We start from the raw sequence: 21,114 nt of genomic DNA on the forward strand, positions 1-21,114 counted from the left end.
CGGGCATGCGTTTTCTGCTCCCGGTCCTGCTGGTGCTCGCCGGCGCTTCCGTGCCCACCCGGGCGGCATACGGCTGGCCGGTCGACGGTGCTGCGGTCGTGCGGCGCTTCGACCCGCCGCCGGCACCCTGGCTGGCCGGGCACCGCGGCGTGGACCTGGCCGCGGCGCCGGGCGGCGTTGTGCGCTCGGCGGGACCGGGGACGGTCGTATTCGCCGGTGACGTCGCGGGGCGGGGCGTGGTCAGCATCGCGCATCCCGGCGGCCTCCGGACCACCTATGAGCCCGTGCGGCCCGGTCTGCGGTCCGGTGTGGTCGTCGCGCCCGGGCAGGCGATCGGCACCCTTGCTGACGGGCACCCGGGCTGTCCGACGTCGGCCTGCTTGCACTGGGGGCTGCGGCGCGGCGACGAATATCTTGATCCGCTTACCCTGCTGGGGCTCGGCCGCGTGCGCCTGCGCCCGCTGTGATCCGCCCGGCCGTGCCCGCGTTGGCTCGTCCGGCTGTGGTCGCTCTGACCTCAGCGGAGGCCGGCGAGCAGCGGGGGCAGGCGTTCGGCGAGGCGGTCGTACTCCTCCGGCCGGTTGTATGCCTGGGCGCTCAGCCGCAGCCATCCGCGGCCGCCCCATGCGTTGATCGACACCTCGGTGGCCAGCTTGTCGGCGATCTGCTGCCGCAGCGCGCTCGCCTCCGGCTGCGTCGTGGCCACGCCGGTCGGCAGCGGCAGAATCCGCATGGCCGCCTCGGCCGCGCCCGGCTCCGGCAGGTCGGCGGGCGCGAGGCCGAGGCCCGCGCCGACAACCCGCTGCCCGTACGCCGCCAGCGCCGCGTTGTGCGCCCGCACGGTCTCGAGCCCGAGGGTACGCAGGGTGAACAGCCCCGCCGGGGCGGCCAGCCACGGCGTGTAGTCCACGGTGCCCTGGAACTCGACCGCGAGCGGGAAGCCGGAATCCTGCTCCCACGAGACGACGAGCGGCTCGATCCGGCGGCGCCACGCCGGTGCCACGGCGAGCAGGGCGGTGCCCCTCGGGGCGAACGCCCACTTGTGCAGGTTGCCGACCCAGAAGTCGGCCCCGATCCGGTCCACCTCGACCGGCAGCATGCCCGGCACGTGCGCGGCGTCGACGAGGACGGGAACCTCGTGCTCGCGGGCGACCGCGACGATCTCCCGCACCGGAAGCACCTTGGCGGTGGGGGAGGTGAGCTGATCGACGATCAGCAGCTTGGTCTTCCCGGGCCGCAGCGCGCCCCGGATCCGGGCGACCACCTCGGCGTCGGAGGCGTCCAGCGCGAGGGCGACGGTCCGCGCGCTGGCACCGTCCCGCCGGCACTGCCGCCGCACGGCGAAGCCGTTGGAGCCGTAGCCGTGGTCGGTGAGCAGCACCTCGTCGCCGGAGGTGAGCCGCACCGACTGCAACACGAGCGAGACCGCGGCGGTGGCGTTGGGCACCAGGGCGCTGCCGTCCGGATCGGCGCCGAGGAAGGCGGCCAGATGCCGTCGGGTGTGGACGATGCGGTCGGTGAGCCCGGGATGGACGTAGAACGACATCGGATTGCGGTCGACCTCGTCCCGCAGCCGCTGCTGCGCGCGCTGCACGCCGATCGGGACCGCACCGAACGAGCCGTGGTTGAGATAGGCGGTGGCCGCATCCAGGGAGAACAGGAGCCGCGCTCCCGGGATGGGCGGGGGCGGATCTCCGGCGCTCACCATGTGATCGTACGGGTAGCCGGTGTGGTTCGACCCGTGATCAGGCGCGCGGATGAGCCTGCTTGAAGGCGGCGCGCAGGCGCTCGGTCGAGACATGGGTGTAGATCTGGGTGCTCGACAGCGAGGCGTGCCCGAGCAGGTCCTGCACGGCGCGAAGGTCGGCGCCCCCGTCCAGCAGGTGCGTCGCGGCGGAGTGGCGCAGGTCGTGCGGGCTGGTGTGCGGCAGCCCGGCGGCCCGGGCCGCGGCGGCCACGATGCGGCGGACCACGGTCTGCTGGAGCCTGCCGCCCCGGGCGCCAAGGAAGAGCGCGTCACCGCTGCCGGCGTGCGCGAGGGCGGGCCGCCCCCGCTTCAGCCATTCGTCGAGCGCCCGCTGGGCGGGGATGCCGTAGGGGACCACCCGCTCCTTGGCGCCCTTGCCGAAGACGCGCACGACCCGGCGCCCCTCGTCCAGGTCCGCCACGTCCAGGCCGCAGAGCTCGCTGACCCGTACCCCGGTCGCGTAGAGCAGCTCGAGGACCGCCTGGTCGCGTACGGCATGGGGGTCGCCCGTGGCGACGACCAGGTCCGCCGCCTGATCGGCGCGCAACACCGACGGAAGATCGCGATGCGCCCGCGGGCTGGACAGCGGTGCGCCGGCGTCGGCCGGGGACAACCCGGACCGGTGCGCCCAGGCGGTGAAGGTGCGCGCGGCCGCGGCCCGCCTCGCCTGCGAGCTGCGCGCGGCGCCCTCGGCCATCCGCTGCGCCAGCCAGCCCCGCAGCACGGCGATGTCGAGATCCGCGGGCGCGGCGCAACCGAGCCGGGCGGCGTGGTCGAGCAGGGAGACGACATCGCCGACATAGGCACGCACCGTGTGCGCCGAACGGTTGTCGACGCGGGCGAGGTGCAGGCCGAAGCCGTCGACCGCCTCGCGCATGGCGGGCGGAAGCGCCTCGTGCACCCCGCGGGTGCTCACCGTCCTTGCTCCACGCCCCTATCATTCCGCCTTTGAGGCTCGGGGGTAGAGATGGCTTTCGGACGCGGCTGCGCGGCGGTCCTCGTGGTGCTGGCGCTCGGGGCGTGCACGAGCCCTCGGGAAACGCCTTCGACCCCGGCGAACGCGGGTCTCGGTGACGCGCCGACCCAGTCGACGGTGACGGTAACCGAAGCCGAGTTCGTATCCCCGTCCGGGAACATCGGCTGCCGCGTCGACAAGGACGGCGCGCGCTGCGACATCGTGAAGAGGAGCTGGCAGCCACCGCCGGCGCCGGCCGACTGCGAGCTGGACTGGGCCGGGGGAGTCTCCGTGTTCAAGGCGGAGAAGGCGGCGTTCACCTGTGCCGGAGACACGATGATGGGTGCGAAGGAGACGCTGAAGTACGGGAGCGCGGTGCGGGCCGGCGACTTCACCTGCGGGAGCGACCCCAAGGCGATCCGCTGCGAGAACACGGCGACGGGGCACGGCTTCACGCTCTCGGTGCAGCAGTACACCCTGTTCTGAACTAGAGCGGGGCGAGCGCCTTGGCGATGTTCCACTCGGCCAGGTCCAGCATCCACTGCCGGTTCGGGAAGTCGGTGTCCGCGATCCGCAGCGGACCCTCGATCAGGGACAGCACCTGCGCGTAGCGGTAGAGCTCCAGCCGGTGCGGGTCGAGGCTGACCGGGCGCAGCGCGGGGTACGCGTCGCCGAAGCGCATGTGCAGCCAGGCGTGCTCCCACTCGACATCGAAGTACGCCAGGCCCTCGATGTCGATCATGGCGGCCTCGCCGGCTGGGGTGACCAGTACGTGATCCGGTCCGAGTTCGCCGTGTACCAGCGCGTACTGCTCGCGTGGCTGGACTGCGTCGCGGAGGTGGCGTACGTGGGCGGCGATCCGCTCGGCGGCGTCGGCGAGGCGGGTGACGCGGACCGCGGCCGCGTCGAGGTGGCTGAGCGCGCGGTCCATGATGATGTCCTCGGCGCGGCGGGCCTGCGACGTGGTTCCTTCTTCGACGGCGGCGAGCTTGCCGTAGTGCGGGCCGAAGGTGGTGTGCATGCGTTGGAGGGCGTCGCCGAGTGAGGAGAGCGGGGCTGCGGCGGCGGCTGGGTCGCGCTCCATCAGCGCTTCGAGCGTCAACCCGCCGACGTCTTCTACCAGCGCGATGTCGGCGTCGATGTAGCGGCGGTCGCGGTCGAGCATCAGCAGGCGCGGGACGCGTACGCCGGTGGCGGTGAGGGCGGCGTGGCTGGCGGCGAAGAGTTCCGCGCCGGATGCGTCGGTGAACGGGTCGTCCGGGACTGTCGGGGAGGGTGGCCAGTAGTTCTCGTCGGCCGCCCATGTGTAGAGGATCGCCGTCGTGCTGTCGTCCAGCCGAAGCCGGTAGACACCCTTCTTGCTGCCGCCGGTCAGCCGGTCCAGGGTGGCGAGCTGGCGGTTGGCGCCTAGTTGTTCTGCCACCAGGTCCCGCAGATCGTCCGCCGCCAGGAACACCCGTTTCATGATCGTCCCTCCTCGGAAGACGGCCATGCTGTCCGGCTTGGCGGAACCACGCAACCGGTTTGTCGCCGCCTCCGATCAGCACGCGGGTGTTACGGCAGCGCGGGGGTCGGGCCGGTCATGGCCCTGCCGCTGGGCTGATTTCGTCAGACCCGGCTTCTAGGGTCTTGAGCATGGCGAGTTGGCAGGACCTCGAGAGGGACTTCGGCGAGTTCGCGGCGAAGGTCAAGGCGCGCTTCGAAGCAGGCACCAACAAGACCATCGCGACGTTGCGCCGCGACGGGTCTCCGCGCATCAGCGCGAGTGAGATGAAGTTCGACGACGGCCAGATCACCTTCGGCATGATGGGTGGCTCGATGAAGCTGCGGGACGTGCGTCGCGACCCTCGGATCGCGATACACAGCCCCACCCTGGAGCCGCCGGCCGAACACCCCGAAAGCTGGCCGGGTGACGCGAAGCTGGCGGGAAGGGCGGTGGAGGTTCCGCCGCCGCCGGACACGCCCTTCGCCGGCGCGGGATTCTTCCGCGTCGAGATCACGGAATTGGCCCTGACATACGTGGGCGAGCCCGCAGACCACCTCGTCATCGAATCCTGGGACGCCGATCACGGCTACCGCCGCCGCACCCGCGAGTAGGTGGGCGTTCCACGAACGCAACCGGGTGCCGGCGTTCGGTGCGCCGCCCTGCACGGCGTGGTCGATTCGCGCGGTGTCGGGTCGTCACGGCTGCGATCGGGTGTCGGTCTTGGGTGTGCGGTCATGCGTGGCGCGGTCGGTCCAGGCGGTATCGGATCGTCACGACTGCAATCGGGTGCCGGTCTTTGGAGTGTGGTGTGCGGCGTGGTCGATTTGCGCGGTGTGGGGTCGTCGCGGCCGCGGCCGCGGCCGCAGTCGGGTGTCGGCCTTGGGTGTGCGCTCACACGAGGCGCGGTCGATCCAGGCGGTGTCGCACTGCCGCGGCTGCGATCAGGTGTCAGCCTTGGGTGTGCGGTCATGCGCGGCGCGGCGGGTTCGCGCGGTGTGGGGTCGTCACGACTGAGATCGGGTGTCGGTCTTGGGTGTGCGCTCCCGCGCGGCGCGGTCGGTCCAGGTGGTGCTGGATCGTCGCGGCTGCGGGTAGCGGGCGGTGATCAGGGGCGGGTGAGCTGGACCCGGTCTGCCGGGTGCACTGTCTTCGTGCCGTCGGTCGCCGTGATGACAAGCACCGGGACGCCCTCGCCCAGGCGGTACTGCCGGCGCTCCGCGTCGGTCGGCATGCGGGCGCCCGCGCGTTCGCCGCGACCGAGGGTCACGGTCTCGGTCGGCTCCGGCACGCGGACGAACGTCCCACGTGGCCGGTCGACGGTGACCAGTCCCTCCGTGCGCAGTTGGCCGATGGCCTGGCGCACGGTGGTGCGACTGATGCCGTACTCCTGGGCCAGACGCAGCTCACTGGGCAGCGGCTCGCCGGGGGCGAGGTCGCCGGACTCGATCTGGTCGCGCAACAGATCGGCAAGCTGGCGGAAGACCGCGCGGTCGGCCGAGGGATCGATCATGGCTCACACCGTACGTGGTCACGATGCTCCATAGCATTGTACGTATGTTCGATTGTCGGTACGCTCCAACGGCCACACTGAGAAGGCCGAGCTCGATCGGGTGGTGCATGGCGGCGGCGGTCGGCGGTCCCTGCGAGGTCCCGGCCGCCGTCTGCCCTCATTGCTGCGACATCCGGGAGCGCTTATGCCGAACGTCGACTGGAATCCGGAGCACTCACCCACCGAGCCGCCCAGGCCCGTCTGGCCTCAGCCACGGCGGCGGGATCGGCAACTCCGATGCTCACTATTGATCCTCCAAGGGTTTCCGGATCGGCAGCCCGGTGAGACTCGGCCGCACCCACGAGAGGAAACGCTCGTAGAGATCCGGAGGCGGTGCGACGTCCTGGGTGACGAGGTCGTTCATCGCCTCGCACATGTAGGACGACATGTAGATCGTCAAGCTGGACGGGTGCCGGTGAAACTCGGCGAGCAGCTCATCCTTCGCATACGCGCACGGCCAGGGACGCCCACAGGCGAGGCAGTCCCACGTTGGTCGAGCGCCGAGATGCTCGGCTCTCTCCTGAGCGCTCACCGCCGGTGACCCTGACTGGCCCGATATGCCTGGGCCGGAGTGAGGCCGCCGGCGCGGCCGACCTGCGAAAGCAGCACGGTAGGCGCGGCCCACGCAGGCGCCCGGGCCTGGGCCGCACCGTTGGCACTCGCACCGTCACCCCGGTCCTGCCTGCGCGGCCCGGGTCCTTCTCTGGGTTCGTGTGCCTGGACGTGCTCGGTTGGTCTGGCCGTATTTCTGGGTCCGTGTGTCTCGGTGAACCCGTCCGGTCCGGGTCCGTCTCTAGGTTCGTATACCCGGGCGTGGTTACTCGGCTCGGGTCTGTCTCCGGGCCTGTGTATCTGGGTTTGGCCGGCTGCCCGGGGTCCATCTCTGGGCTCGTGCGCGTTGCGCAACGGGAGGTAGTCACCCGGCCTGACCTCCTCGGACGGTGCCGTTATGCCGCTTGCCCGGATGAAGCCGCCCGGTGCGGCGAGGATGCTGGCCGACGCGGCGCCCGCAGGCTGACGATCATCGCCCAACCTGGTACGGGCACTGCCCGCCGTGCCGTCGACCGGCGTCGCCGGGTCGCGTGCGCGGGTTGCTCTGCCGGCGTCGAAGTGAGGTCGGCGGCGTGTGCTCGCGGGGTCGGTGTGGCGTGCGGTCGGCGTGGTTGGTTCGCGTGCGGGGGCTCGTCCGCCGGTGTGCGGGTGGAGCCGGTGGCGTCCGCTCTCCCTGTCGGCGTGGCCGGCGAGCGGCCAGGCCGGATCTCGTGCACAGGCAGCCCTGGCCGCTTCGAGGTAGGCGATCGGGCTGACCCTGGCGATCGCGGCGGAGTCGTAGCCCGGTTGAGCCGGGCGGATAGGACTCGCTCTCGGTGCCGGGATCCTCGCGCTTGTGGGCATCGAGGGCCTGGCGGTCCCGCTCGCGATCGGCCGGCCGTCGGCGGGCGAAGCCGTGTTCGGAGGGTAGGGGAGTGGCGGCGCCGGGACCAGCCGGTCCACGCACGGGGCCGGCAAGCCGCACGAGCATCGCCGCCACAGTGAGCGCCACATGCGCCTATGGGACGGCCCGTGCGGCACCGGTCTCTGGCACCGTCTACGAGGGATAGTCATGCGACCACCGTAGTTGTCGTGTAACTAGGTGTCTCTTACCAAGTTGACCCATGACTAATAGTCATGCGTCTACGGTCGATCATGTGGCAGCTAAGCCGATCCGACTGATGGGTGCGCACGAGATCCGTGTCCGCTTGGGCGGAGTGAGTCGCCAGCGCGCATACCAGATCACGAGCAGGGCGGACTTCCCCGCGCCCGTCGCCGATCTCGCGCAGGGCAAGGTCTGGATGACCGAGGACGTCGAGGCCTGGATGAAGGTCCACCGCCGCGACGTCGACGACGCCGAAGCCTGACGGAGACCGCCCCGGCGCCCTGGCGGCGATAGCCGACCAGGCGCCCGGCTTCCGCGCCCGGCTTCCGCGCCCGGCTTCCGCGCCCGGCTTCCGCGCCCGGCTTCCGCGCCCGGCTTCCGCGCCCGGCTTCCGCGCCCGGCTTCCGCGCCCGGCTTCCGCGCCCGGCTTCCGCGCCCGGCTTCCGCGCCCGGCCGCTGATCTCGGGCTGCCTCGGCAGCGAATCTGGGCCACCGCCCGATCCGGGCAATCAGCCGTCATCTCGGTGAGCGTGCTAGCGCCACCCCGTTGCTCCGGCGTACCACCAGGCCGGCCATCTCCAAGAGGGACAGGCGGCGGAGGACGGTGCGCACGCCCAGGCCCGCCTTCGCCGCCAGTTCCTGCGGATCGGCGGTGCCGCGCCGCGGCATCGCCTCCAACACCAGCGCCGATTCCTCGTCCAGGCCATCGTGCGGCCGGTCCCGGCCGCGCGGCACCTCGGCCAGGTACTCACCGATCTTTCCGACCTCGTCCAGTACGTGTGGCAGCCCCGTCACGACTGTGACCTCCGGATGCTTGCGAAGCAGTTCGTGGCAGCCGACCGACATCGCGGAGGTGACCGGGCCCGGCACCACCATCGCGCGCCGGTTGAGGGCGATCGTTCTGCCCATCGTCTGCACCGCGCCGCTGCGGGCCGCGGCCTCGACGATCACCGTTCCCGCCGTCGCCGCCGCGATCACCCGGTTGCGGATCAGGAACCGGTGCCGCAGCGGTTCCGCGCCCGGCGGCCACTCGCTCATCAGCACCCCGCTGTCCGCGATCTGTTCGAACATGGCCGTGTTTCCCATCGGGTAGGGCCGGTCGATCCCGCACGCCAGGATCGCCACCGTCAATCCGCCGGCCGAGAGCGCGGCACGGTGCGCCGTCGCGTCGATGCCGAACGCCCCGCCCGACACCACCGTCCATTCGCGCTCCGCCAATCCGAACCCCAGATCGTTCGTCACGTGTGTCCCGTAGTTCGTCGCCGCGCGGGCACCCACCACCGCGACGGAGCGGGCGAACGCCTGGTCCAACGGCCAGCCGCTGCGAACCCAGAGGCACAGCGGCGGCCGGACGTCCCGGTTCACCCGCCCGCCGCCCTCCAGCTCGAGGGTGGCCAAGGCGTTCACGGTGGTGGGCCACTCGGGATCCGCGGGCACGACGACGCGCGCGCCGAGACGTTCCCCGCGTTGCAGGGCGGCTTCGGCCTGGCGCCGCGGGTCGACGGCGGCGGCCCGGGCGAGCACGGCCGCGCGTAGCGCCGGCTCGCCGATGTCGCCCCGCAACAGCCGCTCCAACGTCGCGTCGGCGCCGTCCGCCTGCACCAGTTGCCATATCGCGCGGTTGCCGGGTTCGGCGAGGCAGGTCAACGCCACCCGAGCCATCCGGTCCGCACCGTCACCACCCGCCGGCCCGCTCACGCCACCCACCCGCGCAGGTCCGCCGAGTCAGGTTGAGGGGAATGGAGGCCAACGATGTCGCGGGCCGATGAAGCCCAAGCTGCCGAACGCAGGACTGTCTGATGGCGGCTGGGCGTGGGGAAGGGCTTCTGGTGCAGGGCGGGCGAGGGGTAGGCCGCCTGGTGGGAGGTGGTTGGGGAGTGGGTTGTCGTGTGGAGGGTGGGTGTGGGGAAGGGCCTCGGGTGGAAGGCGGGCGAGGAGTGGGTCGTCGGGTGGGAGGCCCGTGAGGAGAGAGCTGGCTGGTGGGAGGTCGATGAGGGGACAAGGGGTCGGTGGGCGGGTGGGGTTTCGGGGGTGTGGGGCGGCGGGTTGGCGGTTGATTGGCGGTTGTCAGGAGGCTTGGTCTGTTCGGTCATGGGCGTCTCCCATTCGTAGTTGTGCTGCCTCGTCCACGTCCGGGCCCGACGGTCGTTCCCGTCCGTCCAGGTCCGCGATTGACCAGGCCAGCCGGAGGATCCGGTCGAATCCGCGTGCCGACAGCGCGCCGCGGTCCAGGCGCGCGCGTAGCGCCGCCGTGTTCCTGGCCGGCAGGCGCCACGGTGGCTGCCGTAGTCGTGGGCCCGGCACCTCCGCGTTGACCCGCCAGCCGCCCGCCGCCCAGCGCGCTGCCGCCGCCGCGCGGGCCCGGGCCACGCGGGCCGCGACCGTCGCGGAGTCCTCGGCCGGTGTCGTGGCCGTCATCAGCACGGCGGCGCTGAGTGGCTGGATCCGGATCTGGATGTCGATCCGGTCGAGCAGCGGGCCCGACAGCTTGCCGAGGTAGCGCCGGCGCGCCAACGCCGTGCACTCGCACCACTGGTCGCCGGCCGGGCTGGCGCACGGGCACGGGTTCGCGGCCAGGACCAGCTGGACCCGGGCCGGGTACTCGGTGTTGCCGCGGGCGCGGGCCAGCAGCACCCGGCCGCTCTCCAGCGGCTGCCGGAGCGCCTGGAGCGCGGCGTTCGCGAACTCGGGTGCCTCGTCCAGGAACAGCACGCCGCGGTGTGCCAGGGACAGCGCGCCCGGCCGGGCCAGGCCCGAGCCGCCGCCCACCAGGGCCGCCAGGCTCGCGCTGTGATGCGGCGCCTGGAACGGTGGCCGGCGCACCAGCCGGCCGTCCTGGGGCAGGAGGCCCGCGATCGAGTGCAGCGCCGTCACCTCCAGCGCCGACTCGTCGTCCAGCGGGGGCAGGATCGACGGCAGGCGTTCGGCAAGCATCGTCTTGCCCGCGCCGGGTGGTCCGAGCATCGCCAGGTGGTGGCCGCCGGCCGCGGCGACCTCGAGGGCGTACCGGCCCAGTTGCTGTCCGGCCAGGTCGGCCAGGTCGGGGCCGGGTGCCGGCGGCTCCGGTTCGGCCGGGGGCGGGTCCAGCAGGCGGTCCTCGCCGCGGACGTACGCGACCAGCCGGTGCAGCGAGTCGACCGCCCGCACGGTCACGCCGGGCACCACCGTCGCCTCGCGGGCGTTGCCCAGGGGGACGATCACCCGGGTCGTCCCGGCCCGGGCGGCCGCCGCCACCATCGGCAGCACTCCGCGGATCGGGCGCACCGCACCGTCCAGACCCAGCTCGCCCAGCAGGACCACGCCCGCGAGCGGCGCCGTCGGTAGTTCGCCGGCGCCGGCCAGCAGGGCGCACGCGATCGCCAGGTCGAACGCGCTGCCGTGTTTCGGCAGGGTCGCCGGCAGCAGGTTCACCGTGATCCGGCGGTTGGGCCAGGTCTGGCCGGAGTTGACCACGGCCGCGCGGACCCGGTCTCTCGCCTCGTGCAGCGCGGTGTCCGGCAGGCCGGTCAGCACGACCGCCGGCAGGCCCGGTGACAGGTCGGCCTCCACCTCGATGAGGTGGCCGGCGAGGCCGACCAGGCCCACGCAGAGCACGCGTGCGTAGCTCACCTAGAACGCCGCCCGCACGTGCTCGACCACGGTCGCGCCGCGCCGCTGCGGCAGCACGGCCACCACGTCGAAGCGGATCTCGTGCGGGCGTATCGACGTTTCCGCCAGCCAGCGTGCCGCGAGCCGGCGCAGGCGGCGGACCTTCGCCGGGCTGATCGCCTCCGCCGGGGTGCCGTAGTGGTCGCCGCGCCGGGTCTTGACCTCGCAGAACACCACGTCGTCGCCATCGCGGAGGATCAGGTCGACCTCGCCCTCGGTGCGCCGCCAGTTGCGGGCGAGCACCACCAGGCCCTGCGCGCGCAGGTAACGCTCGGCCGTGCGCTCGCCGTAGGCGCCGACCGCCTTTCGCTCCGTCGTCATGGCGGGACCGTGGCGTGCCGGGGCGGGGGTGTGTGCCGGGAAGGGGTGCCGGGCTGTGGACGGAGTGCGATTGTGGATAACCACAGGGTGACTGAGGCATGTGATACGGCATCAGCGGTGGCATCCGGCCCTCGCGTCACCTACGGTGCAAAATCGTGGAAGGACATCGCCGGTACGCCGAAGAGCCGGAACCCAGCTGGTACACGGGGCAGCGACCGCCCGACGCCGCGGAGGCCAACCCCTACGACTCGGGCGTCTACGAGCGCCCCAGCAGCGCGTACCGGCTCCCGGAGCAGCGGCCCGGATACGGGACCGCCGACCCGGCGACGACGTCGGGCAGCCACGCCCTGTCGTCCTCCGACACGGGCTCGATCCGGCTACCGGTGCGCGGGCCCGAGTACCCGGCCGTGCGGCCGAGCGGCGCCACCGAGCCTCCGCCGGCCACCATGTACGGCTCGGGTGCGGTGCCGGACAGCCCGCCCGCGGCGGCCTACAACGAGCCGACCAGCATGGTGCCGATGACCGGCGGCCCCGGCCGCCCGGCGCCGGCGGAGAGCGTCTACGGCTCGCGCCGCCCGGTTTCCGCCCTGGTGCTCGCGGTGATCGTCGCCGTCCTGTCGGTGCCCGCCGTCATGTTGCTCATGCGGGCGACGTTCGTCGACGAGCCGACCGCCCGGGGCGTCGTGCCCGCGGTGCTGCTGACCCTCGGCCTGCCGCTCACCGGCATCGGCCTCTACGCGCTGGCCGGCGGCCGGACGGCCGGCCGCGACGCCTGGCTGCGACCGCCGATCGCCTACCTGCCGGTCGGCCTGATCCTGCTCCTGGCCGCCGGTCTGAGCGTGGCCTGAGCCCTCGCGGGGGCCCCGGTCGGCCGACCAAAGCCCCGGCAGCAGGCCGTGCGCCGAGCGGCGTATGCTTGTCAACGGCGACCGCCCTGTGCGGTCGACCTCGCGCGCCCTCTGCACGAGCCCGTCGGGCCGGTTCAGCCGGTTTGACAACGAGCCGTCAGCGACGGCCTTCCCTGGTCCCGATCTTCTTCGGGCGCCATCAGGGCCGGCGACCGGGCGCCAGGACGCCCACCGCCGGTGAGCGTGACAACCAGGGAAAAACAGGGAGCAATTCACCATGGCCGTCGTGACCATGCGTCAGCTGCTGGAGAGCGGTGTCCACTTCGGGCACCAGACCCGGCGCTGGAACCCGAAGATGAAGCGCTTCATCTTCACCGAGCGCAACGGTATCTACATCATCGACCTGCGCCAGACCCTCGACTACATCGAGAAGGCCTACGCGTACGTCCGCGACACCGTCGCCGAGGGTGGCCACATCCTCTTCGTCGGCACCAAGAAGCAGGCCCAGGAGGCGATCGCCGAGCAGGCGACCCGCGTCGGCCAGCCGTACGTCAACCACCGCTGGCTGGGCGGCATGCTCACCAACTTCCAGACGGTGTACAAGCGGCTCCAGCGCATGAAGGAGCTCGAGGCGATCGGTGACCTCACCGGCACCGCCGCCGGCTACACCAAGAAGGAGACCCTTCAGCTGTTCCGTGAGCAGACCAAGCTCACCAAGACCCTCGGTGGTCTGCGGGACATGACGAAGGTGCCGTCGGCGATCTGGGTCGTCGACACCAAGAAGGAGCACATCGCGGTCGACGAGGCTCGCAAGCTGGGCATTCCGGTCATCGCGGTGCTGGACACCAACTGTGACCCGGACGAGGTCGACTTCCCGATCCCGGGCAACGACGACGCGATCCGCTCGGCCGAGCTGCTGACCAAGGTCATCGCGGCCGCCGTCGCGGACGGTCTGATCAAGCGCTCCGGCCGCAACCGCGGCAACGCCGACGACAAGCCCGAGCCGGGCACCGTCGCCGCCGGCGAGCCGCTGCCCGAGTGGGAGCGCGACCTCTACGAGGGCGCCGACAAGAAGGCCGCCGACGCCGAGCCCGCCGCCGAGGCCGCCGAGCCCGCCGCTCCGGCTGCCGAGCCGGTCGCTGCCGCCGCGGAGTAATTCCTGAGGAAGCCGGTCGCCTGAAGAAGGCGGCCGGCACCCTCCCGATACCGGACCTCAAAGCATCGAGAGAGAGTCATGGCCAACTACACCGCCGCGGACGTGAAGAAGCTCCGCGACCTCACCGGCGCCGGCATGATGGACTGCAAGAAGGCGCTCGAAGAGTCGGACGGTGAGTTCGACAAGGCCGTCGAGTTCCTGCGCATCAAGGGCGTCAAGGACGTCGGCAAGCGGGCCGGCCGTACGGCCGCCAACGGCATCGTCAGCCACTCCGGCAGCGCGCTGCTCGAGCTGAACTGCGAGACCGACTTCGTCGCCAAGACCCCGGACTTCGTCGCGCTGGCGCAGACGCTGGTCGAGCACGGCGAGCAGAACAAGCTCGCCGACGCCGCCGCGATCTCCGCGTCCACGCTCGCCGACGGCCGCTCGGTCGCCGACCTGGTGCAGGAGTTCTCGGCCAAGATCGGCGAGAAGATCGTCATCAACCGGTTCGCCCAGCTCGACGGCAACGTCGCGGTCTACCTGCACCGCAAGGCGCAGGACCTGCCGCCGCAGGTCGGCGTCCTGGTGCAGTTCACCGGCAAGACCGACGAGGCCGGCGCCGACGACGCCCGCGCGGTCGGCATGCAGATCACCGCCATGCGGCCGAAGTTCCTCACCCGCGAGGAGGTGCCCGCCGAGACCGTTGCGGCGGAGCGCCGCATCGCCGAGGAGACGGCGCGCGAGGAGGGCAAGCCCGAGCAGGCTCTGCCCAAGATCGTCGAGGGTCGGGTGAACTCCTTCTTCAAGGACTTCGTCCTGCTGGAGCAGGCCTCGGTCACCGACAACAAGAAGACGGTCAAGCAGGTGACCGCCGAATCCGGCATCGAGGTCACCCGCTTCGTCCGCTTCGAGGTCGGCCAGGAGTAATCCAGGCACCAGCGCACTGCGCGGGAGGCCGGGACGCGAGACAAGCGCCCGGCCTCCCCGTCACATAAGGTCTCGGGTTAGTGAAGGAAAGGGCGGACCGGCATGACGATGGTGACCGAGCAGACTGTCGTGGTCGATGAGGTTGCGGCGCCACGTTCCGAGCGGCCCCGGCGGGTCGTGCTGAAGCTCTCCGGTGAGGTCTTCGGCGGCGGTGCGGTGGGCGTCGACCCCGACGTGGTGCAGGGCCTCGCCCGGCAGATCGCCACGGCCACCCGGCGCGGCGTGCAGATCGCCGTTGTCGTCGGTGGCGGCAACTTCTTCCGCGGCGCCGAGCTGCAGAAGCGCGGCATGGACCGCAACCGGGCCGACTACATGGGCATGCTCGGCACGGTCATGAACTGCCTCGCCCTGCAGGACTTCCTCGAGAAGGAGGGCATCGAGACGCGGGTGCAGACCGCGATCACGATGGCCCAGGTCGCGGAGCCGTACATCCCGCTGCGCGCCATCCGGCACCTCGAGAAGGGCCGCGTCGTCATCTTCGGCGCCGGCGCCGGCATGCCGTACTTCTCCACGGACACGGTCACCGCGCAGCGGGCCCTGGAGATTCACGCCGACCTGGTACTGATGAGCAAGAACGGCGTCGACGGGGTCTACACTGCCGATCCGCGCACCGATCCGGACGCGCGCAAGATCGACCACATCACCTTCGCGAGCGTGCTCCAGCAGGGCCTGCGGGTGGCCGACCAGGCCGCGTTCAGCCTCTGCGAGGAGAATGGCCTGCCGATGCTGGTCTTCGGTGCGCAGGGCGACGACACGATCGTCCGTGCCGTCAGCGGTGAGAAGATCGGCACCCTGATCACCACGTGATCCGCTCCACCCACATTTTCTACGACGACCAGAAGGATCAAGGAGGCGGACAGCGGTGATCGACGAGACCCTCTTCGAGGCCGAAGAGAAGATGGAGAGCGCGGTCGAGCACGCCAAGGAGGAGTTCGCCGCGATCCGTACGGGACGTGCCACGCCGGCGATGTTCTCCAAGATCGTCGTCGACTACTACGGCGCTCCGACCCCGGTGACCCAGATGGCGTCCGTCGGCGTGCCGGAGCCCCGCATGGTGATCGTCAAGCCCTACGACGCGACGCAGCTCGGCCCGATCGAGCGCGCCATCCGCGACTCGGACCTCGGCGTCAACCCCAACAACGAGGGCACGCAGCTGCGTATCCACCTCCCGCAGATGACGGAGGAGCGGCGCCGCGAAATGATCAAGGTGGCGCGGACCAAGGCCGAGGAGGGCCGCGTCGCGATCCGCAACGTGCGCCGCAAGGCCAAGGAGCAGCTCGACCGCTTCGTCAAGGACGGTGAGGCCGGCGAGGACGACGGCCGCCGCGCCGAGAAGGAGCTCGACGACGTCACACACCGGTACGTCACGGTGGTCGACGAGCTGGTCAAGAACAAGGAAGCTGAGCTGCTCGAGGTCTGATGTCGTACCTCGAGCCCCGCGGTGGGCAACACCCTTCCGGCGGCCGGGCGCCCGGGCAATCCGGCGCCCCGGCCCCGTATGTCTCCGGCGTGCCCGCCGAGGAGCCCGACCCCTACGCGGCCTACCGGCGCCGGGAGGAGGCGCAGCGGGCGACCGAGACCGGTCCGAACTGGGACGCGTTCGCGCCCGGCCCGCCGCAGCCGTCCGGGCCGCCCTGGGCCGCACCCACCGCCGCCACCTCGACCTCACAGGCGGAGTGGGAGTTGACTGAGGCAGAACGCCCCCGCGGGCCGGGCCGGCGCCGGGCCGGGCGCGACGGCAAGCCACCGGCCGGCCGCGCGGGCCGCAACCTGCCCGCCGCGATCGGGGTCGGCACCGGCCTGGTCCTGATCGTCCTGGCCTCGCTGTTCCTCTGGAAGCCTGCCTTCCTCGGCGTGATCGCCCTGGCCACGTGCGGTGGCATCTGGGAGATGGCGCGGGCGCTGCGCACCACCGGCGCCCGGCCGCCGCTGATCCCGCTGCTCGCCGGCGGCCTGCTGATGACGGGCGTGGCCTGGTACGGCAGCACCGACGCCCTCGAGCTCGGCCTGCTGGTCACGGTCCTCGCCGCGGTCCTGTGGCGCCTGGCCGACGGCGTCGCCGACCTGAAACGGGACGTGGCGGCCGCCGCCCTGATCGCCGTCTACGTGCCGTTCCTGCTGAGCTTCGGCGTGCTGCTGGCGCGGCCAGAGGACGGCCCCGAGCGGGTGTTCATCGCGCTGCTCGCCGTGGTGTTCTCCGACACCGGCGGCTACGCGGCCGGCGTCTTCCTCGGTAAACACCCGATGGCGCCGACGATCAGCCCGAAGAAGTCCTGGGAGGGCTTCGGCGGCTCGGTCGTCGCCTCGGCCGTCGGCAGTTCGGTGCTCGCGTACCTCCTGCTCGACGTGCCGTTCTACTGGGGTCTACTGTTCGGCGCGGCGATCTCGGTCGTGGCCGTGCTGGGCGACCTGGCCGAGTCGATGCTCAAGCGCGACATCGGCATCAAGGACATGAGCAACCTGCTGCCCGGGCACGGCGGGCTGATGGACCGGCTCGATTCGATCCTCTTCGCGGTGCCGACGGCGTTCCTGCTGCTCTCGCTCATCGCGCCGCCGGGGTAGGCATGCGCGCGCGACGTGGGAGACTGGAGAAGCCATGACGATTCTTCCGCTCATCCCGACCAGCCCGGACACCCCCGACGCGGTGGTCACCCGCAGCCGCCCCGCGATGCCCCCACGCCATCTCGCGGACCTGGACCTGGCGGGCCGCCGCGCGGCCGTCACCGGCCTCGGCGAGCCCGCGTTCCGGGCCAAGCAGCTCTCCACCCACTATTTCGGGCGGCTGGTGCGCGACCCCGCCGAGATGACGGACCTGCCGGCCGCGTCGCGCGCCAAGCTCACCGACGACCTGCTGCCCACGCTGCTCACCCCGCAGCGCGAGATGGCCTGCGACGACGGTGCCACGCGTAAGACGCTGTGGCGGTTGCACGACAACGCGATGGTCGAGAGCGTCCTGATGGGCTATCCCGACCGCATCACCGCGTGCGTGTCCAGCCAGGCGGGCTGCGGCATGGCCTGCCCGTTCTGCGCGACCGGCCAGGCCGGGCTCACCCGCAACCTCTCGACCGCCGAGATCGTCGACCAGGTCGTCTATCTCGCCGGCGTCGCCGCCTCGGGCGCGGTCACCGGCTCGCCGCCGCGGCTGTCCCGGGTCGTGTTCATGGGCATGGGCGAGCCGCTGGCCAACTACCCCCGGGTGATCCAGGCCGTGCGCCGCCTGGTCGCACCCGCACCAGAGGGACTGGGCCTCTCACAACGGCATATCACCGTCTCCACCGTGGGTCTCGTACCGGCGATGCGACGATTGATCGCCGAAGAGCTGTCCGTGACCCTTGCGCTGTCACTGCACGCCCCTGATGATGATCTGCGCGATGAGCTAGTGCCCGTCAACCAGCGTTGGAAGGTGGCCGAGGTGCTCGATGCCGCGTTCGACTACGCGGCGCAGACCGGTCGTCGGATCTCCATCGAATACGCCCTGATCAGGGACGTAAACGATCAGCCCTGGCGTGCCGACCTGCTCGGCAGGCTGTTGCACGGCAAGCTGGCGCATGTGAATCTCATCCCACTCAACCCGACGCCGGGTAGCAGGTGGGACGCCAGCCCCAAGCCGGTCGAGCGGGAGTTCGTCCGCCGGCTGCGCGAGGCGGGAGTGGCGACGACCGTCCGGGACACCCGCGGGCGGGAGATCGACGGTGCGTGCGGCCAATTGGCCGCGAGTGAGCTGACGGTGGTGGACGCTGGGGGCGCCACCGCCGACGCGGAGGTGGAACGATGACGGGGCTGAAGTCCCTGCGGACGCTGATTTGGGAGACGTTGTGACGAGTCAGGGACAGCGTTTCCGGCGGCGCGCGCTGCGCCGCGGTTACAAGGTCGACGAGGTCGACGCTTTCCTGGACCGGGTCGAGGCGACCCTGGCCGGCGAGCAGTCCGGCGCTCCCGTCGGTGCCCAGGAGGTGCACGACGTGGTGTTCCGCGTGCGCTTCGGCGGCTACGACGAGTGGCAGGTCGACCTGCACCTGGACCGGGTGGAGCGCCAGCTGGCCGAGTTCGAGGACCGTGGCGGGCGCGGCCCCGACGCCCGGATGACCCCGGACCGGATGCAGCCGGAGCCGATGCGCGGCGGCATGCAGTCCGACCGGATGAGCCAGGCGCTGGGCCGCTCGGCCCCGCCCACCGAGCGCCTGCCCGCGCCGGTGCGCGACGATCGCCAGTTCGCCCGCGAGGACCCCTACGGGCGTGAGGACCAGTACGCCCGCGAGGACCCGTACGGTCGGCAGCAGCCGCAGTTGCCGCAGCGGCCCCAGATGCCCGCTCCGGACCCGTACGGCGGCCGCTATGAGGGCGGTGGCGGCTACGGTCAGCAGCAGCCTCAGCAGCAGCAGCCGGGGCCCTCCGGTTACGACACGGGCGCCTACGACGCGTTCGAGCCGGGACGGCACGGCAAGGCCGACATGACGGCCGAGATGCGGCTACCCGATCGCGACCGCGGCGGCTACGGCGGCCCGGCCCCGATGAGCGCGCCGCCGATGAGCGGACCGCCGATGGGTGGCCCGCCGATGGGCGGCAGCCCGGAGCTCTACCGGGTGGATCAGCTGCGCCGCACGTTCCAGCCGCGCCGCTTCGGCAGCGGTTACGACCCGGTGCAGGTCGACCGGTTGTTCGAGAGCATCCTGCAGGCCATGACCGGCCGCGGCCCGATGCCGGTTCCGGAGAACGAGCTCGACACGCTGCAGTTCGGGCTGGTTCCCGGCGGTTACTTCGAGGCCGAGGTCGACGCCGCGCTGCGCGAGGTCAAGGACCTCCTGCTGCGCCGGCGCTGAGCACGTGAAAAGGCCCGCGCCCGTTGCCGGGTGCGGGCCTTTCGCGTACGCGGTTACTGGTCGTTGGGCTTGAGGCCGTTGCGGCGCAGCACCACATCGGCGACCACGGCGCCGACCAGCAGCAGGGCGGTGCCGATGAGCCAGATGTCCTCGGTGTTGCCCTCGTGGTTGCCCCAGAGCATCAGCAGCAGGATCACCGCGGTGCCCAGCGCGCCGATGCGGGCCCATTTGCGGTTGCCCGGCTTGAGCTGGTCGGGGGCGTAAACCGGCTCTTCTGCCACGACTGGATCCTCCTGCGGCGACGGCGAGTACGACCCGATCATTTTGGCACGACGGCTCCGCGCGCGGCCCACCAACCCGGACCCGGTACCTTCGATCCCATCGGAACACTCCGGATCGAGGGAGCTAAACGGTGCGGATCACGGGCACTGGCCACGCCAGCATGCGGATCGACACGGGCGCGGGCAGCATTCTGTGCGACCCGTGGGTCAACCCGGCGTATTTCGCGTCGTGGTTCCCGTTTCCGGACAATTCCCTGCTGGACTGGGAGACGCTCGGCGACGTCGACTACCTCTACGTGTCCCACCTGCACCGGGACCACTTCGACGCCGAGCACCTGAAGCGCTTCGTCAGCAAGAAGGCGACGGTGCTGCTGCCGGAGTATCCGACCAGCCAGCTCGAGGACGAGCTGCGTGAGCTCGGCTTCACCAGCTTCTTCAAGACCAGGAGCGACGAGGTCCACGAGCTCGACGGCGGCCTCAAGGTGATGATCCAGGCCCTGATCAGCCCCACGGACGGCCCGATCGGCGACTCGTCGCTGTGGGTGGAGCACGACGGCGTACGGGTGCTGAACCAGAACGACGCCCGCCCCACGGACCTGACGACCTTCGCCGAGCTGGGCCACGTGCACGCGCACATGCTCCAGTTCTCCGGCGCGATCTGGTACCCGATGGTCTACGAGCTGCCGCAGGCGGCCAAGACCGCGTTCGGCAAGCAGAAGCGCGACCGCCAGTTCGACCGCACCTGGCGCTACATCGACGACCTGAAGGCCGACCACGTCTTCCCGATCGCCGGCCCGCCGTGCTTCCTCGACGACGAGCTGTGGCAGTTCAACGACATCTTCGGCGACGAGGGCAACATCTTCCCGGACCAGTCGGTCTTCATGAGCGAGTACGCGAAGGTCGGCGGCACCAACGGCGTGGTCCTGCTGCCGGGCAGCGTCACGGAGCTCACGACGTCGTCGATCGAGACGAGCCACCCGACCGACGTCGACGGGTTCTTCGCGAACAAGAAGCAGCACCTCGAGGAGATGCGCGAGCGCAAGGCGCCGATCATCGCCGCCGAGAAGGCGTCCTGGCGGCACCCCGAGATCGACGTGCTTGGCGAGCTCAAGAAGCGCATCGAGCCGCTGCTGGAGGAGTCGATCTACCTGGCCAAGGGCGTCGGCGGGCCGGTCCGCTTCGACCTGGTCGGCTACGAGGGCGAGTCCATCGAGTCGATCGTCGTGGACTTCCCGGGCAAGCAGGTCCGCCCGTACGCCGACGAGAAGGTCCGCTACCGCTTCAAGACCCAGCGCGAGCTGATCGAGCACCTGATCTTCATCGACGAGGGCGACTGGGTGAACTCGCTGTTCCTGAGCTGCCGCTTCTCCGCGGCCCGGATCGGCCAGTACAACGAGTTCGTCTACGCGTTCTTCAAGTGCCTCTCCGAGGAGCGGCTCCAGTACGCCGAGGGCTGGTACGACGAGCACGAGCGGTCGGTCGACGCGGAGGACATCGAGCTGGGCGGCTGGACGGTGCAGCGGCGCTGCCCGCACCTGAAGGCGGACCTGAGCCGGTTCGGCATCGTGGACGGCAACGTCCTGACCTGCCAGCTGCACGGCTGGAAGTTCGACCTGCCCAGCGGGAAGTGTCTCACCAGCGTCGGCCACAAGATCAGGGCCGAAAAGGCGAAGACCGAGCAGAACCCGGTGTCGTAGC

General features: G+C 71.3%; 22 protein-coding genes. 13 read left to right on the plus strand and 9 right to left on the minus strand.

All coding sequences use genetic code 11. The features are described from left to right. Positions 1–5 precede the first annotated feature (5 nt). Positions 6–467 (plus strand): murein hydrolase activator EnvC family protein, encoded by a 462-nt coding sequence (locus BJ971_RS04640; protein ID WP_184990114.1) that lies wholly within the window; start codon positions 6–8, stop codon positions 465–467. A 50-nt stretch (positions 468–517) separates the two neighbouring features. On the opposite strand, the gene BJ971_RS04645 is transcribed toward BJ971_RS04640, so the two are convergent. Together BJ971_RS04645 and BJ971_RS04650 are read right to left on the minus strand one after the other, a co-directional pair. Continuing rightward, positions 518–1,705, minus strand: a complete 1,188-nt coding sequence (locus BJ971_RS04645; RefSeq protein ID WP_184990116.1) for an aminotransferase class V-fold PLP-dependent enzyme — start codon at positions 1,703–1,705, stop codon at positions 518–520. Positions 1,706–1,745: 40 nt separating this feature from the next. Beyond that, positions 1,746–2,624 carry a tyrosine recombinase XerC gene (locus tag BJ971_RS04650; RefSeq protein ID WP_184998645.1) on the minus strand — a complete coding sequence of 293 codons (879 nt, stop codon included), beginning with the start codon at positions 2,622–2,624 and terminating at the stop codon, positions 1,746–1,748. A gap of 216 nt (positions 2,625–2,840) precedes the next feature. Between BJ971_RS04650 and BJ971_RS04655 the strand changes: the two genes are divergently transcribed. Beyond that, on the plus strand, positions 2,841–3,188 hold the full coding sequence (locus BJ971_RS04655) for a DUF6636 domain-containing protein (protein ID WP_184990118.1): 348 nt from the start codon (positions 2,841–2,843) through the stop codon (positions 3,186–3,188). A gap of 1 nt (position 3,189) precedes the next feature. Here BJ971_RS04655 and BJ971_RS04660 read toward each other — a convergent pair whose 3' ends face one another. Further along, on the minus strand, positions 3,190–4,167 hold the full coding sequence (locus BJ971_RS04660) for a phosphotransferase family protein (RefSeq protein WP_184990119.1): 978 nt from the start codon (positions 4,165–4,167) through the stop codon (positions 3,190–3,192). A gap of 170 nt (positions 4,168–4,337) precedes the next feature. On the opposite strand from BJ971_RS04660, the gene BJ971_RS04665 reads away from it, so the two are divergent. Further along, positions 4,338–4,799, plus strand: coding sequence for a pyridoxamine 5'-phosphate oxidase family protein (locus BJ971_RS04665; RefSeq protein ID WP_184990120.1), 462 nt, complete (start codon positions 4,338–4,340; stop codon positions 4,797–4,799). 494 nt (positions 4,800–5,293) lie between these two features. On the opposite strand, the gene BJ971_RS04670 is transcribed toward BJ971_RS04665, so the two are convergent. Together BJ971_RS04670 and BJ971_RS04675 are read right to left on the minus strand one after the other, a co-directional pair. Beyond that, positions 5,294–5,698 carry a winged helix-turn-helix domain-containing protein gene (locus BJ971_RS04670; protein ID WP_184990121.1) on the minus strand — a complete coding sequence of 135 codons (405 nt, stop codon included), beginning with the start codon at positions 5,696–5,698 and terminating at the stop codon, positions 5,294–5,296. A gap of 283 nt (positions 5,699–5,981) precedes the next feature. After that, positions 5,982–6,269: a hypothetical protein gene (locus BJ971_RS04675; RefSeq protein ID WP_184990122.1), complete on the minus strand. Its 288-nt coding sequence runs from the start codon at positions 6,267–6,269 to the stop codon at positions 5,982–5,984. 1,180 nt (positions 6,270–7,449) lie between these two features. On the opposite strand from BJ971_RS04675, the gene BJ971_RS04680 reads away from it, so the two are divergent. After that, positions 7,450–7,635, plus strand: coding sequence for a DNA-binding protein (locus BJ971_RS04680; RefSeq protein ID WP_184998646.1), 186 nt, complete (start codon positions 7,450–7,452; stop codon positions 7,633–7,635). 254 nt (positions 7,636–7,889) lie between these two features. On the opposite strand, the gene BJ971_RS04685 is transcribed toward BJ971_RS04680, so the two are convergent. The 3 genes from BJ971_RS04685 to BJ971_RS04695 all read right to left on the minus strand — a co-directional run bounded on the left by BJ971_RS04685 (position 7,890) and on the right by BJ971_RS04695 (position 11,342). Continuing rightward, entirely contained in the window at positions 7,890–9,035 is a 1,146-nt protein-coding gene (locus BJ971_RS04685; protein WP_184998647.1) for a DNA-processing protein DprA, read from the minus strand. Between the two features lie 405 nt (positions 9,036–9,440). Then, on the minus strand, positions 9,441–10,982 hold the full coding sequence (locus BJ971_RS04690; RefSeq protein ID WP_184990123.1) for a YifB family Mg chelatase-like AAA ATPase: 1,542 nt from the start codon (positions 10,980–10,982) through the stop codon (positions 9,441–9,443). Further along, on the minus strand, positions 10,983–11,342 hold the full coding sequence (locus BJ971_RS04695) for a YraN family protein (protein WP_184990124.1): 360 nt from the start codon (positions 11,340–11,342) through the stop codon (positions 10,983–10,985). 155 nt (positions 11,343–11,497) lie between these two features. Between BJ971_RS04695 and BJ971_RS04700 the strand changes: the two genes are divergently transcribed. The 8 genes from BJ971_RS04700 to BJ971_RS04735 all read left to right on the plus strand — a co-directional run bounded on the left by BJ971_RS04700 (position 11,498) and on the right by BJ971_RS04735 (position 19,135). Further along, positions 11,498–12,190 (plus strand): hypothetical protein, encoded by a 693-nt coding sequence (locus tag BJ971_RS04700; RefSeq protein ID WP_184990125.1) that lies wholly within the window; start codon positions 11,498–11,500, stop codon positions 12,188–12,190. Positions 12,191–12,467: 277 nt separating this feature from the next. Next, a complete protein-coding gene (gene rpsB / locus BJ971_RS04705; protein WP_184990127.1) occupies positions 12,468–13,346 on the plus strand; it encodes a 30S ribosomal protein S2 in 879 nt (292 codons plus the stop codon). Between the two features lie 78 nt (positions 13,347–13,424). Next, positions 13,425–14,255, plus strand: coding sequence for a translation elongation factor Ts (gene tsf, locus BJ971_RS04710; RefSeq protein WP_184990129.1), 831 nt, complete (start codon positions 13,425–13,427; stop codon positions 14,253–14,255). Positions 14,256–14,357: 102 nt separating this feature from the next. After that, positions 14,358–15,122, plus strand: coding sequence for a UMP kinase (gene pyrH / locus BJ971_RS04715; protein ID WP_184990131.1), 765 nt, complete (start codon positions 14,358–14,360; stop codon positions 15,120–15,122). 55 nt (positions 15,123–15,177) lie between these two features. Beyond that, positions 15,178–15,735, plus strand: a complete 558-nt coding sequence (frr, locus tag BJ971_RS04720; protein ID WP_184990133.1) for a ribosome recycling factor — start codon at positions 15,178–15,180, stop codon at positions 15,733–15,735. A gap of 89 nt (positions 15,736–15,824) precedes the next feature. Next, entirely contained in the window at positions 15,825–16,877 is a 1,053-nt protein-coding gene (locus BJ971_RS04725) for a phosphatidate cytidylyltransferase (RefSeq protein ID WP_239087547.1), read from the plus strand. A gap of 34 nt (positions 16,878–16,911) precedes the next feature. Beyond that, on the plus strand, positions 16,912–18,090 hold the full coding sequence (gene rlmN, locus BJ971_RS04730; RefSeq protein WP_184990138.1) for a dual-specificity RNA methyltransferase RlmN: 1,179 nt from the start codon (positions 16,912–16,914) through the stop codon (positions 18,088–18,090). Between the two features lie 40 nt (positions 18,091–18,130). Then, positions 18,131–19,135: a DivIVA domain-containing protein gene (locus tag BJ971_RS04735; RefSeq protein WP_184990140.1), complete on the plus strand. Its 1,005-nt coding sequence runs from the start codon at positions 18,131–18,133 to the stop codon at positions 19,133–19,135. Positions 19,136–19,188: 53 nt separating this feature from the next. Here the strand turns inward: BJ971_RS04735 and BJ971_RS04740 are convergent, their stop codons facing one another. Beyond that, a complete protein-coding gene (locus BJ971_RS04740) occupies positions 19,189–19,416 on the minus strand; it encodes a DUF2631 domain-containing protein (protein ID WP_377885279.1) in 228 nt (75 codons plus the stop codon). A gap of 131 nt (positions 19,417–19,547) precedes the next feature. Between BJ971_RS04740 and BJ971_RS04745 the strand changes: the two genes are divergently transcribed. Continuing rightward, positions 19,548–21,113: a Rieske 2Fe-2S domain-containing protein gene (locus tag BJ971_RS04745; protein WP_184990144.1), complete on the plus strand. Its 1,566-nt coding sequence runs from the start codon at positions 19,548–19,550 to the stop codon at positions 21,111–21,113. The last annotated feature ends 1 nt before the right edge of the window (position 21,114 follow it).

It is taken from the genome of Amorphoplanes digitatis, from assembly GCF_014205335.1.
GTDB lineage: Bacteria > Actinomycetota > Actinomycetes > Mycobacteriales > Micromonosporaceae > Actinoplanes > Actinoplanes digitatus.